The 15,979-nt window shown below is 41.4% G+C and carries 15 protein-coding genes and 1 tRNA gene; 7 read left to right on the top strand and 9 right to left on the bottom strand.

What is annotated here, in order from left to right:
• Nucleotides 1-177: 177 nt before the first annotated feature.
• A complete protein-coding gene (locus tag LGZ99_RS18740; protein ID WP_262979427.1) occupies nt 178-519 on the top strand; it encodes a recombinase family protein in 342 nt (113 codons plus the stop codon).
• 155 nt (nt 520-674) lie between these two features.
• Here LGZ99_RS18740 and LGZ99_RS18735 read toward each other — a convergent pair.
• From LGZ99_RS18735 to LGZ99_RS18725, 3 genes are all read right to left on the bottom strand, one after another.
• Nucleotides 675-751: transfer RNA gene (locus tag LGZ99_RS18735), tRNA-Pro, on the bottom strand.
• Nucleotides 752-826: 75 nt separating this feature from the next.
• Complete coding sequence (gene yejM / locus LGZ99_RS18730) at nt 827-2,566, bottom strand: LPS biosynthesis-modulating metalloenzyme YejM (protein ID WP_036838777.1); 1,740 nt, start codon at nt 2,564-2,566, stop codon at nt 827-829.
• A 179-nt stretch (nt 2,567-2,745) separates the two neighbouring features.
• Nucleotides 2,746-2,973 carry a YejL family protein gene (locus tag LGZ99_RS18725; protein WP_021324541.1) on the bottom strand — a complete coding sequence of 76 codons (228 nt, stop codon included), beginning with the start codon at nt 2,971-2,973 and terminating at the stop codon, nt 2,746-2,748.
• A 273-nt stretch (nt 2,974-3,246) separates the two neighbouring features.
• Here LGZ99_RS18725 and yejK point away from each other — a divergent pair, with 273 nt between their 5' ends.
• Nucleotides 3,247-4,251 carry a nucleoid-associated protein YejK gene (gene yejK, locus LGZ99_RS18720; RefSeq protein WP_036838673.1) on the top strand — a complete coding sequence of 335 codons (1,005 nt, stop codon included), beginning with the start codon at nt 3,247-3,249 and terminating at the stop codon, nt 4,249-4,251.
• A 71-nt stretch (nt 4,252-4,322) separates the two neighbouring features.
• Here yejK and rplY read toward each other — a convergent pair whose 3' ends face one another.
• Together rplY and LGZ99_RS18710 are read right to left on the bottom strand one after the other, a co-directional pair.
• Complete coding sequence (gene rplY / locus LGZ99_RS18715) at nt 4,323-4,607, bottom strand: 50S ribosomal protein L25 (RefSeq protein WP_036838676.1); 285 nt, start codon at nt 4,605-4,607, stop codon at nt 4,323-4,325.
• Between the two features lie 147 nt (nt 4,608-4,754).
• Nucleotides 4,755-6,512, bottom strand: a complete 1,758-nt coding sequence (locus tag LGZ99_RS18710) for a DNA repair helicase RadD (RefSeq protein WP_036838680.1) — start codon at nt 6,510-6,512, stop codon at nt 4,755-4,757.
• Between the two features lie 277 nt (nt 6,513-6,789).
• Between LGZ99_RS18710 and rsuA the strand changes: the two genes are divergently transcribed.
• From rsuA to LGZ99_RS18695, 3 genes are all read left to right on the top strand, one after another.
• Entirely contained in the window at nt 6,790-7,497 is a 708-nt protein-coding gene (rsuA, locus tag LGZ99_RS18705) for a 16S rRNA pseudouridine(516) synthase RsuA (RefSeq protein WP_036838683.1), read from the top strand.
• Between the two features lie 151 nt (nt 7,498-7,648).
• Complete coding sequence (locus LGZ99_RS18700) at nt 7,649-8,842, top strand: Bcr/CflA family multidrug efflux MFS transporter (RefSeq protein ID WP_021324546.1); 1,194 nt, start codon at nt 7,649-7,651, stop codon at nt 8,840-8,842.
• A gap of 963 nt (nt 8,843-9,805) precedes the next feature.
• Entirely contained in the window at nt 9,806-10,150 is a 345-nt protein-coding gene (locus LGZ99_RS18695) for a YejG family protein (protein WP_021324547.1), read from the top strand.
• A 62-nt stretch (nt 10,151-10,212) separates the two neighbouring features.
• Here LGZ99_RS18695 and mepS read toward each other — a convergent pair whose 3' ends face one another.
• A complete protein-coding gene (gene mepS / locus LGZ99_RS18690; protein ID WP_021324548.1) occupies nt 10,213-10,806 on the bottom strand; it encodes a bifunctional murein DD-endopeptidase/murein LD-carboxypeptidase in 594 nt (197 codons plus the stop codon).
• Nucleotides 10,807-11,825: 1,019 nt separating this feature from the next.
• Between mepS and LGZ99_RS18685 the strand changes: the two genes are divergently transcribed.
• Complete coding sequence (locus LGZ99_RS18685; protein WP_262979426.1) at nt 11,826-12,104, top strand: YmdA family protein; 279 nt, start codon at nt 11,826-11,828, stop codon at nt 12,102-12,104.
• Between the two features lie 231 nt (nt 12,105-12,335).
• On the opposite strand, the gene yeiP is transcribed toward LGZ99_RS18685, so the two are convergent.
• The 3 genes from yeiP to LGZ99_RS18670 form a co-directional block, all read right to left on the bottom strand.
• A complete protein-coding gene (yeiP, locus tag LGZ99_RS18680) occupies nt 12,336-12,908 on the bottom strand; it encodes an elongation factor P-like protein YeiP (RefSeq protein WP_023045335.1) in 573 nt (190 codons plus the stop codon).
• A 133-nt stretch (nt 12,909-13,041) separates the two neighbouring features.
• Entirely contained in the window at nt 13,042-14,301 is a 1,260-nt protein-coding gene (mtr, locus tag LGZ99_RS18675) for a tryptophan permease (protein ID WP_023045334.1), read from the bottom strand.
• Nucleotides 14,302-14,416: 115 nt separating this feature from the next.
• Nucleotides 14,417-14,836, bottom strand: coding sequence for a nucleotide triphosphate diphosphatase NUDT15 (locus LGZ99_RS18670; RefSeq protein WP_021324551.1), 420 nt, complete (start codon nt 14,834-14,836; stop codon nt 14,417-14,419).
• Between the two features lie 204 nt (nt 14,837-15,040).
• Here LGZ99_RS18670 and fruK point away from each other — a divergent pair, with 204 nt between their 5' ends.
• A complete protein-coding gene (fruK, locus tag LGZ99_RS18665; protein WP_023045333.1) occupies nt 15,041-15,979 on the top strand; it encodes a 1-phosphofructokinase in 939 nt (312 codons plus the stop codon).

The raw sequence follows: 15,979 nt of genomic DNA, 5'->3' as shown, positions 1-15,979 counted from the left end.
TAGAACCCATAAACAGACAGCTATCTTAATCAGATAGAGTCTTAAGCATGTACATAGCGTCAAAATCAGATTTATCTGTGCATCAATTAGTGACCAAAATGAAAGTTTGGTCTGAAAAGTGGTGATGAGGTGAAATTGTGAGCGGTATTGAGCATAGAATAGATAGGTGCAGAGTAAATGCGAAAGCCGGGTGACCGGCTTATATGCCTCACTGATAGTATCGATACCGGTACCGCTATGGGGAGATTCTTCTTTCATGTGATGAGCGCACTAGCCGAAATGGAGCGGGAACTGATTGTTGAAAGAACAAACGCAGGTTTAATAGCTGCGCGCGCTCAGGGAAGAATTGGCGGCAGACCGGTGTCACTGTCAGCTGAAGATAGGAAACAAGCTGCAAGATTACTAGCTAAAGGTCACACGCGGAAACAACTATCACTGATTTACAATACGTCTCTTTCTACTGTGTATAAGTATTTGCCGGTGAATAAAACGAAACACACTTCCATATTAATTAGATAATTTTATATTTTTAGGTAAGAAAGGCAGATTTATAAGTGGTTATAAATGCCAGATATGGAGTTGGGGTTTTTCCCCAGTTTTTCCCTAATTTTTCCCCAAGCAAATTCCAGGTATAAAAAAACCAACCCTAACAGGTTGGTTTTTCTAGGGAAATTTGGTCGGCATGATAGGATTTGAACCTACGACCCCCGACACCCCATGACGGTGCGCTACCAAGCTGCGCTACATGCCGATAACTTTTAATATACTACTGATTTTATGAATTAAAGCAAGTGCTAAATTTAATGACCGATTGATTTTTAAGCATTTAATTAGCTATAAAATGTTTAACCTCTGTGAGTATCTGTAACAGTTGTGCCAGATTGGGTTTAGCATCTTTGACTTCGTTGCCTTCAAGGTCATATAAGGAATAATCACCGTTTTTATCCAGAAACAGGGTGTTCTCACTGGTTGTGATGATCAGAGAGCCATTATCACCGGTAATAATCCATGGGCTATTACGTTGCGCTGTAAACAGATCTTCGCCTTGAGAGTAATCGTCAGGAGAGTTGCTGACATGTAACAAACGTTGCATTAATGTTGTCATGACATCCTGATGGCTTGTCAGTTTATCAATGGTCTGTGATGGTGTTCCAGGCCAATGAATAAGCAGAGGAACATGCATTTGATCACGATTAAATCTGTCATTATTTATCCATTTTGGTGGATGTGCAGCGGCGATTTCACTATGCGCGGCGGTAATAACAATGACCGTATTATTTAGCGCGTTTTTGTTTTTCAGCGTCTCTAATACAGCACTAATTTGAACATCTAGAGCTGCCCTATTACCTTCTGCATCAGTTTCATCCAGTCCACTCATTTTCAAGAGCGAGAACCACGGGGCGTTGTTAGTGGGTAAATTCAGCCATTGCTGCCACTGTGTTACCGTAAGTTGATTACTTTGGTTGACCGCTGTGGGCAATGAGTAGTCGGAAAGTAATGCCTGACGATAAAGTGGAGTATTAAATCCTGTAGAGGAGAATAAGCCGAATTGATATCCCTGATGAGTCAGTGCATTAATCAGTGCTGATGATTTACGTCCAGCAAGTATTCCATCCAGATAGCCAGAAGAAATACCATAAAATAGCCCGAATAGGGCGGTATCATTTTGAATACCATTACTGAAATGTTGATTGAACTGAACGCTGGTTTCTCTGAAATGGGAGAGTACAGGCATATTCTCTGTAATGTCTTTATTATCCAGCCCATCAACCACCAGTATCAATAGGTTGTATCCACTGCCTTTATCCTGATAAGTCAGATCATTAAGTGGATATTCCACTGTTAATGCAGCAGGATCCCCCTGTTGCATAAGGCGGCGCTGATATTCTTGCTGATCCAGCAGGCCATGTTTTTCAAGAAACTTACGCGCTGTCATTGGATAAGAGAGCGGCAGGTTAGAGCGTTGCATGGTTATCGGACGATAAAAATTAGCATCAGCCCAGATATACATCATATGGGAAGCCAAAAAGGCAGAAATAAGGACGGCAGCTAATGGTTTGCCAATCCGTTGCCGACTCAGGCTGCGTAGTTTCTGCCAACTCCAGGTGCCAAATAACATCTGTACCAGAAAAATGACTGGAATACAGATGAACATAAGTTGCCAGTCCCGCGCCAGTTCCCCTTGATCCGGATTGATAACTAAATCCCAGACTAAAGGTGTCAGGTGAAGGTGGAAACGGTGGTAGATGGTAATGTCGAATATTAACAGTGTCAGCCCGGCTGTGGCGAAAATGGCCGAAAGAAACCTTAGCAGGCGCTGTGACATGACAATAAATGTCAGTGGAAACAGAATCAGCAGATAAGCGGCAAAAACAATAAAACTAAAGTGCCCAAGCCAACTGGTCAAAGCATAGACACGGCCGAGCAGCGAGCCCGGCCAGTCAGAAACAAATAGGTAACGGCTACCTAATCCAAGACTGAGCAGGATGTTAAACAAGGCAAACCAATGCCCCCAGCTAATCATCTGGGACACTTTTTCTCGATAACGCTGACGGCTAGTCACCATATTTTGTTTACGTTGTGGTCTTAGAGCCCATCCCATTAGGGCTATTTTATTTGCCATTTTGAACCTGGGCAGTGCTCGAAATCCTCACGTACTATGTGTACGCTCCGGTTTCTGCGCGCTGTCCGTGTTCAAACTGTCTGCAACAATAACTCCTACTGGGATAGGCTCTTAGTTAAAAATTAATGGGCTTTATCTTCGTTTACTGAAGATTTAAGCGCGTGTGCAAACGAGTCAGCAATATGTCTGCGCTGGGCAGGAGATACACTCGTATTGATTAAATTTGTTACCATATTGCCAAGTACCATCAGAGAAAGGTCTGTCGGCGTACGGTTTTTTTCCAGAACACTGACTAATTCTGTTAATAAACGTTCAACGTGTTCGTCACTATAACGAGATGACTGTGGCATAAGTTTAGACTTCCTGAACTAACAAAGCACACTATCTTACCGTATAGGTGCGTGATTTTCTGCTCTTTTGTGGCAAATTAATTCACGGTTAAGATTTTATGTTGCAGTAATAGCGCGTCTTTAGCAATTTTCTGATATCTGTCAGTAAATAATAGTTGATGGAACATGGCGAAACATTATTTTTCCCGGGGTTTTTTATTGCAGCAGTGGGTTATCAGTGTTTGAATACGCCGTTAGATGCGAATGAAATAAGCGGCGGAAGGAGTAGAAAGAATGAGTCTGCAAATAGACCAAATTGCCTTGCATCAATTAATCAAGCGTGATGAGCAGACGCTGGATGTCGTGCTGCGTGATTCTCTGCTCTCCACCGATCGGGTGGTGGAAGATATGATGGCTGAATTACACCGTGTATATAGCGCAAAAAGCAAAGCTTACGGCCTGTTTAATGAAGAGAGTGAATTGGCGGAAGCGCTCAGACATCAGCGTAAAGGTGATGAAGATTTTCTGGGGTTCAGTCGCGCAGCAACGGCTCGTCTGAGGGATGAACTGGCAAAATATCCGTTTGCCGAAGGTGGGACGGTCCTGTTCTGTCAGTATCGTTATCTGGCGGTAGAGTATTTGTTGATTGCGGTACTTAATAGCTGTAACAGTATGTCTGTTAACGATAATCTGGATCTAAATACCACGCATTATCTGGATATCCCTCATGCTGATATTGTTGCTCGTATAGATTTGACTGAGTGGGAAACGAATCCTGAATCAAGCCGTTATTTAACATTCCTGAAAGGGCGGGTAGGACGTAAGGTTTCAGATTTCTTTATGGATTTTCTCGCTGCCAGTGAAGGGATGAATGCTAAGGCTCAAAATAAGGGGCTGTTACAGGCCGTTGATGATTATTGCGAGTCAGGTCAGCTTGATAAAAATGAGCGCCAGGCATATCGCCAGCAAGTCTACAGCTATTGTAATGAACAATTGCAGGCAGGAGAGGAAATTGAGATTAAGGAGTTGTCTCAAGAATTGCCAACATTGGGCGAGCAGAATTTCCAGCAATTTTCTCAGGAACAGGGATATGAATTGGAAGCGTGTTTTCCAGCGGATCGCAGTACATTGCGTCAGTTAACTAAATTTGCCGGAAGCGGTGGCGGATTGACAATTAATTTCGATGCAATGTTATTTGGCGAAAGAATTTTCTGGGACCCGGTAACGGATACTTTAACAATTAAGGGCACGCCACCAAATTTACGTGACCAATTACAGCGGCGCAGTGGTGGTCACTGATACCTGAAATAAATAACGCCGCAAATGCGGCGTTATTTACTCGGCGTCCCGAAAAGCTCGACTGTGGCTAATTAAGCACGCAGGAAGTCAATGTGCGCCAGTTTTGGTTTAAACGGATGGCGCTGTACAGCCTGCACTTTAACTTTAGTTTCTTTACCGTCGATAACCAGAGTCAGAACTTCGCTATAAAATTCTGCTTTGTGTTCCATATTGATAACGTGATCGTGATCCAGCTCAATAGAAACAGGCTCCTGGTTGCCACCATATACGATAGCTGGGAACTTGTTAGCTCTGCGCAGGCGGCGGCTCGCACCTTTGCCCTGCTCTTTACGTACTTCTGCATTAATAGTAAACATTATTTTTTCTCTTTGAAGAAGAAAATAAATCCTGCTACAGGCGACCCAGCAGCAGGTTCGAGATTTGGCTTAACGCGGGCGTTAAACGGGCGGCATTCTAGCGAAAAATAGTTGTGACAGCAAATGGAATACGTCAATTGGGGCCTATTAATACAATTCATCTGCTCGACGAAAGCGTCCTTGGTAATCAAAGATCTTTTCACGAATCTGCCAGAACTGACCTTTTTTACGGGCGACGACAAAATCGGGATGACGTAATAAAGGTTGCTGATGAACGATGTCTGAAGCCGTTTTCCAGTTAAAAGGTACCGCCGGGGCACGTTGATGCTGACGGAGAAACTGGTACTCAAAGAGCCGTCGTTGGGCCGGGGTTGTAAGCCGGAAGCGTTCAGAGGCATCAGCGCTATCTTCATCGTAATAGATGATTTTCAGCCATTCTCCTTTACTGTCAGTTCCAGGGATGAGTTGCATACCACCGCACCGCAGTACCAGGGCATCTTTGAGTTTTAATGCCGCTTTCAGCATATCATCGGGATCGACCAGCACCTCTTGGCAACGGTGACAACGCCGCGCTGCAATGTCATTTTCTACACCACAATGGGGACAGAGTTTAAAACGAAAGCGGAAATCGCATTGACGACGTTTGCCATGTTGATCATCTTCCCAGCCCTGACAGCGGCGTCCAAAATGTTCGATAATTTCACCGTCGGAGGTACATTTGCCCCAAAATATATTGGCAAAGTTACAGATAGGGCAGAATACCTGAACCGGTTGGCTCTGCTTATCTGGCCGACTGTTGCCCACTTCCGGTGTGTAAAGATCGTGAGGATTTCCTGCGTAGTCGAGAATAAGGCAATCTTTTTTACCCGGAAATAATCTTAAACCACGGCCAATAATCTGCTGATATAAGCTGACGGATTCGGTAGGGCGCAGGATGGCTATCAGATCGACATGAGGCGCGTCAAATCCGGTAGTTAATACGGCAACGTTAACCATGTAACGCAATTGTTGAGCTTTAAAGGCTTCGATAAACAGGTCACGATCGGTGGTTGATGTATCGGCACTGACTAATGCGGCCTGGCCAGAAGGAAGTAATTGAAAGATCTCTTTGGCATGTTCGACTGTTGCAGCAAAAAGCATAATTCCTTTACGGTCAGCCGAATATTCAATGATCTGCCTGATAATATGAGGTGTGACGCGTTTTTGTCGTTTGATTTCACGGTTCAAATCTGTTTCATTGGAAATACCTTGCTGACTGGAGCGGACCTGGCTGAAATCATATTGCATAACTGGCATATCCAGTCGCTGCGGAGGGACCAGGAAATTGTGCTTAATCATATAGCGCAGTGGCAATTCATATATGCAATCACGGAAAAAACTATTTTCATCACCGCGGATCAGGCCGTGGTAGTGATATTGATATATCCAGCCGATAGCCATCCTATAAGGTGTCGCGGTTAAGCCAAGAATACGGAGTTGTGGGTTATTTTGCCGAAGGTGATGAATAATTTGCTGGTACTGGCTGTTTTCGTCATCACTGATACGATGGCACTCATCAATGATCAGCAAAGAGAATTGATTATTAAAATGCTCAAGATTACGGGCGATAGATTGCACGCTGCCAAAAACCACTTTTCCTGCACTTTGCTTCTGCTGCAATCCCGCGGAGAAAATATCTGCTTGTAAGCTGTATGCGCAATATTTACTGTAATTCTGTGCAACTAATTCCTTTACATGCGCCAATACTAAGACTCTCCCTCGAGCCAATTTTGCCAGTTCAGCAATAACCAGGCTTTTACCTGCTCCGGTTGGTAACACAATGACTGCGGGCTCACGATGGTGCCGGAAATGATTGACTGTGGCATCCACGGCTTCTTGCTGATAGGGACGTAACGTGAAAGTCATATTTGTTCCACAACAGAAAAATATTTGCGGAAGAGTAACATTTTTCTTATCAATTTACTGCGGATAGAAGTAAGGTAAGATAATCATCTGATTGAGTGAAACTATAACCCGTTATAACAAATAGATAATTGTTGTTTATAGTAAACATGGTTATGATTAGCTTCGAAAGCTTTTGAATTCATCTCACATCATCTTTTTTTGGTGGCTTTGCGTTGTAAGACCAAGATAGTAGGGTCACGTTTATTTTTGAATTAATTTAATACAGGTGTCTTCATCCATGCGATTGGATAAATTTCTGTCACAACAGCTTGGTATCAGCCGGAATGAAGTGGGGCGTGAGTTGCGCGCGGGACGTATCACTGTTGATGATGAGATGGTAAAAACCGGAGCTTATAAATTAGCTCCAGAGCAACAGGTCATGTTTGATGGTTCATTACTGGAACAGCAGCAAGGGCTTCGTTATTTTATGCTAAATAAACCTCAGGGGTATGTCTGCTCCACGGATGATCCGGTAAATCCGACGGTTCTCTATTTTATTGATGAACCTGCGGCGCATAAATTACACACGGCTGGCAGGCTGGATATGGATACCACGGGGCTGGTTTTGCTGACTGATGATGGTCAATGGTCTCATCGTATTACTTCCCCAAAACATCATTGTGAAAAAACCTATCTGGTAACACTTGAATATCCTGTTGCAGAAGGGACAGCAGATAAATTTCTTGCGGGTGTCCAACTCAATGGTGAAAAAACACTGACAAAACCCGCTCAACTGGAAATTCTGGCACCTCAATTAGTTCGTCTGACTATCAGTGAAGGGCGTTACCATCAAGTAAAACGCATGTTTGCAGCGGTAGGTAATCGGGTAACAGAGCTTCATCGTGAGCGAATCGGTGAAATTATCTTAGATCCTGAGTTGGAACCAGGGGAGTACCGACCGTTAACTGAGCAAGAAATTGCCTGTATTCATGTTCCTCAATCTTAGCGTCCATTCCGTTAGCGCTATTTTATTTGCTGCTCTTTGTAGCCAAGAGCGATAGCTTTTGAGCGCACACGAGTGTAGCCCGCAACAATCATGCCTGCTGGGGCAGGTTCTTAGTTTTAGTTAATCATTTTAAATTATTGGAGTAATACGCGTGCAACAACAACGATCATCCTATTTAGGGTTGATTTTGATCCTTGGGCTGCTTTCTATGTTAATGCCTCTTGCCATTGACATGTATTTGCCCAGTTTGCCGACCGTTGCCGAAGATTTCGGTGTGGATAGTGGGCGGGTTCAGATGACATTGAGCAGTTATATTCTTGGTTTTGCTATCGGTCAGATGATATATGGCCCAATGGCTGACAGTTTGGGCCGTAAGCCGGTTATTCTGGGTGGTGTTATGGTGTTTGCTCTGGCTTCAGCCGCGTGTACAATAGCCAAGGATATTGACGGTTTTATTTATATGCGGTTTTTGCATGGGTTTTCCGCCGCCGCTGCGAGTGTTGTTATTAATGCTTTGATGCGGGATATGTTCACGAAAGATGAATTTTCACGCAGTATGTCTTTTGTCATATTGGTAATGACCATTGCACCATTAATTGCTCCAATTCTTGGTGGCATGATGATGATTTGGTTCACATGGCATGCTATTTTCTGGAGTATTGCGATCACTGCTGTTATTGGGGTATTCCTTGTTGCTTTCTTTATAAAAGAGACTTTACCGAAAGAGAAAAGACAAAAGTTTCACCTTCGCACAACTATAAGTCAGTTTATTATGTTATTCCGTCAGCGCCGTGTGTTTTGTTACATGCTTGCCAGCGGATTTTCGTTTGCGGGAATGTTTTCTTTTCTCAGTGCCGGGCCGTTTGTTTATATTGAGTTGAATGGTGTGTCGCCGCAGAAATTTGGTTATTATTTTGCGCTTAATATCGTATTTCTGTTTGTGATGACAACAATAAATAGTCGTTATGTACAGCGCTTTGGTGCGTTGAGAATGATGTATTTTGGTTTAAGTGTGCAGTTTATTATGGGGATCTGGCTGTTATTGTCTACCGCACTGGGTTTTGGTTTTATTTCTCTGGTCATCGGTGTGGCAGCTTATGTCTGTGGTATTGCTATGATTACATCTAATGTAATGGCGGTGGTTTTAGATGGTTACCCGCATATGGCAGGGACAGTATCTTCACTGGCAGGTACCATTCGTTTTGGGATTAGTGCTTTGGTTGGGGTATTACTTGCCATGTCACCTGCTCGCAGTGCCTGGCCAATGGTTGGTTCGATGGTTTTATGTGTTATTTTGGCTGCGCTGTTTGTTATATATGCAAAAAGAGGTCGTGCGTGCCATTGAGGCATAATTTTATTACATAATGATGTCTGTCTTCGTCAATATACCCTTCATCTTTCAAGTTGCTGCTTTGTTGGCTGCGTTCACTTGCCGCCGCGCTGCAACTTGAAATCTATTGGGTATATATTCCATCTTGACAGAATGATATTTAATATAATTTTTTAAATAACCATTTAGATTAGGGAATTGTGCCACACTGTGTTATTCGAATATCTACCATTAAACAATGAAATGATATTAACTATGTGGTATCAAAAGCATTTTCTGTATTACTAAAATTTTCATTAGGAACACTAATATTATCAGCGAGATTATTGGATTGTCTCCCGATTATTAGAAATATTTTAGTGTTGAATGGTTTGATGATATCTATATTCTTCAGGGATGAAGTTATTGCTGTTTTATTCTTTTATGACTTTTTATATGTCGCATTATTGATTTTTATATTCGAATTAGGCTGAGAGATTGAGCTTTAAATGCAAGGAAATTCCGAATTGTTTTTCTGTGAAAATGATTGATTGTTAATGTATTGATGGTGATTATAAGTTTGTTGTTGTATTTTTGTTAAATAAAAAAATATTCAAGGGCGTTATCATTAGGTTGTTATTATTTTTTCCTTATAAAACATATTGTTATCTATTTGCTTTTGTGGTTCTTGTTTGATTTTCATGTTAAAGAGTTGAGTTGAAAAAATAAAATATGTAAACAATAGTTAAACATACAGTTGGTTTTTTGCATGAAAACAAGTTGAGTTTTTTTAAAAAAAGTATAAATATATGCAAAATGCGAGATTGATCTCATTTTTTCTAAGGTGAAGTTTGAAATTAATGTAATACTATAAACACAAATTTAACTTTTTGTTTACCTTTTTTTGGGGGTAGTTATTCGGTTTTGGCGAGTAGAACACCTGAAGATAGTCGCTAACTTTAACTTTTGTATCTATGTTCTTTCAGGTAGGAATAATTTGTGAATAATATTCAGCTTTCGGTGGTACATCGACTACCGCAAAGTTACAGGTGGTCACCCGGTTTTGCGGGTATCAAAGTTGAACCACTTCCAGTTGATGAAGTGAATGTAAAAAGTAGCCTGATGGGGTTGAAGTTACTCAGCCACGAAGATATGGCTGCATGGAATGTTATGCAAAAATTACAGCAATCACTTGCTGATATGCAAATTGAAAGTACTGTGATTGAGTGGGAAGGTCAACCGTGCTTGTTTGTTGATAGTGAAGACGAGAGTGCGGTTATGTGTCGTTTGAAGACACTTGGTGCTGCGATTGCTGAAAAGATAACAGCTCTTTACCCATTCTGATATAAACGCGAAAAGCGCTTCCTCTGATGGAAGCGCTTTTTTGTACGCAAGGGAAAGAATTCTTAGCCGTTAGGAGGCATTACGCTATTGTTGATGACCCGGCGGCCACCATAATAACGTTTGCTCCAGTATGCGCTGTTTAACATGGAAACAATCACACCGTTGCTGGTGGAGGCATGAATAAATTTGTTATTGCCAACATAGATACCAACATGCCTTGTACGGGCACCCGTCTTAAACAAAACCAGATCGCCAGGACGTAATTTTGAGCGGTCGATTTTTTTGCCAATGTTTTGTTGTTCAAGTGTTGAACGTGGTAGTTCCATGCCAAACTGGTCACGGAAAGTACGTTGAACAAAGCCAGAACAATCAATACCACGCTTAGTGTTGCCGCCGAGTCGATAGGCAACTCCTTTCCAGCCATTGTATTGGCTAAGAATTTTGGATTTTATGTCCAGATTACGAACCAGTGCTTCGAATTCATCCTGAGACGCTTGAAGTAAGAAGCCGTTCTTACCGTTTACTGCATGCGTATCAGTTTGTGTATTGCGAAACTTTGAAGAATCTGGCGAGCTGCACGCGGATAAAGTGATCGCTACGAACAGCGCGGGGATCAGCCGCGTAATGTATCTCAGTACCGGTTGAGACTTGACCATTATTTTTGTTTTCCCTTGCTATCCTTACCTTAAGTTGGTCGCTATTATTGAAAAATATCAAACGCTTCGAAGACTGGTGTTAGAAAAAGCAATAAGTAAACAACGCGCTTGGTGCAAAAACGCGCTGGACGCCACGTTTTATAACGATATTTACAATAAATGTTATTCAGACCGAGAGTACAGAAACAATCAGGAAAAGGCGAGTATTTAATGGCATAATTTACAAAAAATTAGATTTCTCAGTACGGGAGATTAGCAATGTTGCTAATTTATGTTATTTATGTGGATCTTATGAGCAATCAGGAGGGGTAAATACCTTCCCAATATTCTTCAGTAAACTGGTAAATACCAGGAGAGAAATAAAGCGATCTCTAACAGGTTAAGTGTAAATATGGCAAATGGGTAACTGTATGTCACAGGATATCTATTTGTTAAAAATAAAATTCAGTAATAATCAAGCTGATAATTATGTATACCCAATAGATTTCAAGTTGCAGCGCGGCGGCAAGAGAACGCATCCCCAGGAGCATAGATAACTATGTGACTGGGGTAAGTGAACGCAGCCAACAAAGCAGCAACTTGAAAGATGAAGGGTGTAGGTTAATATAACAAGTGTTAGGTAATAATGCCATGAATCCAGTTCTTATCATAAGTTATTCTGGTGATTTTTTATCTGTTTTGTACTTTTTCCTTCAGATGCTTATTTGATTTGGTAAATATTTATGCTCAATTTTGCCGTTCTTATTGAGTGGTAGTGGGGATATTTAAAGTTATAAATTTTTAATTTATTAATAAATACTTCTGATAATTTTCATGTTAAAAGATGTAAATATTTTAATCAGTTTTAAAAGTTAAAAACAGTGAAAAAACAACAAAAATAGCCGTTACCAATAGCATGGACTCGTAAATTTTTCCGATTTCCAGATTGATTTTACATTTGGAGATCTCAGCAAATAATGCTGTCTTATGGCGAGGGTTTTATGCCTATGTTCCGGGTTATGGTGGGTTGTTTTTTCCTGATGATTCCTGGTGTTGTGAGTAGTGAGTCAGAGACAAGATCAGGTACAGGGGTTATTCACTTTTCAGGTGCAATTGTTGAATCACCGTGTCGTTTTGATTGGCATGATCACTGGACTGATACCACTTGCTGGCGAAAAGGAGATAAAATTACCCAGCGACGAAAATTGGATTTCCAAAATGATGTTTATTTTTATTTACCACACCAGATTGGTGTAACAGAAATTAAATGGGTAAAAGGAGAAAAGAAAATCGGGATTGTTACAATTTTTTATAATTGATATTAAGAGAAATCTTAAATATTATTTCTTCAGTACTTAATTGAAGAATATTTGGAATTTTATTTTTCATTTTTGAGCAATGTTAATGAAAGTTAATGGCGAATTTACGCTTGCATTTTATTTGGAAATTCAAATTATGCCTAAATTATAAAGGAAAGCGGATAATTAATGAAATAATCGAAAATGAGTTGCTCTGTTTTATACAGAGCAACTTAGGATTAGCTAATATTATTAATCACAACGCCCCATATAGCGACGTTCTGCAATATGGATACGGATTTTTTCACCGTTGCTGATATATTCAGGTACTTGAACGATCAGCCCGGTACTCATTCTTGCAGGTTTTGTCCGCGCACTGGCTGAGGCACCTTTAATTCCGGGGGTAGTTTCTTCAATAGCCATATCGACTGTTTGCGGCAGTTCAAGGGCAATAACCTGTCCCTCTATTGTCAGCACTTGCATACCCGGCAGGCCACCTTCAGGGATGAATAGCAACTCTTCTTCGATTTGTTCTTTTTTAAAATGATAAGGCGTGAAATCTTCGTCATCCATGAAGACATATTCATCGCCATCAATATAGGAAAAATTAACGCTGCGACGAGTTAGGCTAATTGTATCAATGATATCATCGCCTTTGAAACGTTCTTCCACTTTTTGCCCGGTGCGGATATCGGTAAAACGCATTTTATATAGTGTACTGGCTCCCCGGGCGCTTGGTGCTTGAATATCAATATCTTTGACCAGCAGTAACTTACCATTATAACTGACGGCAATACCGCGTTTAATTTCGTTGGCTTTAGCCATATGTAACCTTCCATAAAACTGGGAGAGAATAATCGGCGACAAAATTACTCGCAGTTAGGGAATTAGGCAAGTGGGGATCAGAAAACCCCAGCGTTTTTTTACGTTGGGGTTTGTAGAAAGAATATCGGGTATATCAGCGATACACGGGCAATAAATCAAAGGAGGCCAGGATATGAGCTACCGCGTTCATCAAGCCAAACAGAATGATAAATCCGATAAGGAATTTCCCGCCTGGTGCCCGATAACTGGCATCAGGGAAGCGGCGACGGCTTGCCCGCACCATAAGTGCTGGAACAATAACGGCCCAGATGGTTGCAGCTAATCCGGCAAAGCCGATGGCATACAGAAAACCATTGGGGGCCAGTAAAGCTAGCACTGTTGGTGGAATAAATGTCACTAATGCTGATTTTAACCGGCCGGTGTTGTCATCTTTAAAACCGAAGAAATCGGCTATGTAATCAAATAGCCCTAAAGAGACACCAAGAAATGAACTTGCTAATGCCATATAAGAGAAGGCATTTAGAAGCTGGTGAACGGTTTTGCTGTTTGTTGTATTATCCATGTGTTTCAATAAATCACCGATATTCCCACCATCAGCAATAATCTGTTTGAATGCTTCGCGGGGAATATTTCCCTGAATGACATATTGCCACAGGATATAAATAGCTAATGCGATTAATGTACCTAATAACAGGCTGCGAATAACGGCTTTTCTATCTTTATGATAATATTTTACTAAACTTGGGATATTACCATGATATCCGAATGAAACGAGTAAATAGGGCAAAGCGGCTAAAGCGTAAGGCATATAACTTGTTGCTGTGTCGTTTGATATAGCATCCGTCTGATTAAACAGGATGACATATTTAACTTCGGTAAACATGCCGCCAACGGACATAAAAAAAGTAATCACCATACCGCCTATCAAAATTGTGCTCAGACGATCGACAGCTTGAGTCGATAACCAGACAATAAATGCAACGATAAAAGCGAAAATAAAGCCAGCATTTGCCTGTGATATCGAAATAATATTTTCAAAATTGTGGGCAATAATTGAGCCACCCGCTGAAATGTAGGCGTAGGTTAATATATAAAGCACGAATGTAATAGAGATACCATTGATGGCATTCCATCCTTTACCGAGTAAATCTTTAGTCATGGTATGGAAGCTTGCACCTGATGGGTAGTTCAGGTTGGTTTCTAGTATCATTAAGCCGGAAAAATACATACACATCCATGTGTAAACCAGCAGAATAATTGAGCCAGTAAACCAGACACCGGAAGTTGCCACGGGAGTAGAGAACATTCCTGCACCGACAGCAGTACCGGCAATTATCATTGCACCACCCAGTATGGGAGGGCGCTTTAAACTCTGGGGTGTCTCAATGGACATATTAACTCCTGCTGGTATATTGTTTCTTTGTACTAGCTTAAAGATACATTTTTGTCTATAGGGTGTAAATAGACGTTATAAAGGATTATTTGAAATTGAGCTAATATAAGTTAGTTCATTCGGTAAGATAAAAGCGATTCTCACGCCACATTTTTATAGCATTCCGGCTGGCTTCAAAATGTGGTTCAGGGAGATTATCAGGATTGCACCACATAAGTTGTTCGCATTTTTCCAACTCCATTAATTTTGGCTCACCACCTGGATGTTTCGCCAGCAAACACACCGAAATAGTATGTTTTCCTTCTTGTTGATAAGTTTGGAGATTATTACAAATACCATAGACTTTTGGTGATTGTATCGTCAGACCTGTTTCTTCTTCAACTTCACGGATTGCACATTGTTCAAATGTTTCTCCGGCATCAACATGACCACCAAATATTGACCAGTATGGAGCATGTTCACTGCTGCGTTTTCCAAGTAATATCTGACCATATTCATTCACAATAACAACGCCAACACCAACAATTACGGACATTTGATATATTCCTTCAGATAAATTTCAGCAAATTAATATCTCTTTTTGAGAAAAATTCAATACTATTCTTACCCGCAAATCAGTTTAAGACAACGATCAATAAAGTATGGAATTTAACTGAAACGATTCAATTTTAATGGTATAAATGGAACTGAAAATTCATAGTAATGATGATGATTATCTACTTAGGAGACATCGGGCACAATGAGCCGTAGAGTTGCCACTATCACTTTAAATCCAGCTTATGATTTGGTTGGATTATGCCCGGAAATCGTCAAAGGGGCGATTAATCGTGTGCAAGCAGCTGGACTGCATGCTGCCGGGAAAGGCAATAATGTTGCTAAAGTTTTGCGTGATTTAGGCATTGATGTCACTGTCAGTGGTTTTCTGGGTAGAGAAAATCAGGAAGGATTTCAGCAATTCTTCAGTGAAAATGGTATGGAAAATCGTTTCCATTTAGTGCCGGGCAGAACACGGATTAATGTCAAATTAACAGAAGAAAGCGGTGAAGTGACGGATTTCAACTTCTCTGGTTTTTATGTTAGTGAAGCGGAATGGTCGGAATTTGTTAGTGATTCGCTTTCATGGCTTGGACAGTTTGATATGGTTGTTGTCAGTGGTAGCTTACCCGCAGGTGTTTCTGCTGAATCGTTTACCGATTGGATGGCCCACTTGCGCCAGCTTTGTCCTTGTATTATTTTCGACAGCAGCCGTGAAGCGTTGGTTGCGGGTTTGAAAGCATCCCCCTGGTTAGTTAAACCGAATCGTTATGAGCTTGAGGTCTGGGCCGGGCGCCTGTTACCTGAGCTATCCGATGTGATCATGGCAGCACATCAACTCAGGGACCAGGGAATTGCTCATGTCGTTATATCTTTGGGTGAGCAGGGCGCATTATGGGTTAATGCATCTGGAGCATGGTTGGCAAAACCACCGTATTGTAAAGTTATCAGCACTGTAGGTGCCGGTGATTCAATGGTCGGCGGTTTGGTTTATGGTTTGTTGATGCGGGAATCCAGTGAACACACGTTGCGATTGGCAACGGCTGTATCGGCGCTTGCCGTTAGCCAGCCTAATGTGGGTATCAGCAATCGCCCTGAATTAGCCGCAATGATGGCTAAAATTGAACTGATACCCGTTAAATGA

The organism is Photorhabdus temperata, from assembly GCF_025384845.1.
GTDB lineage: Bacteria > Pseudomonadota > Gammaproteobacteria > Enterobacterales > Enterobacteriaceae > Photorhabdus > Photorhabdus temperata.
Note: the sequence above shows the minus strand (reverse complement) of the source record. Positions and strands in the feature narration are given on the sequence as shown.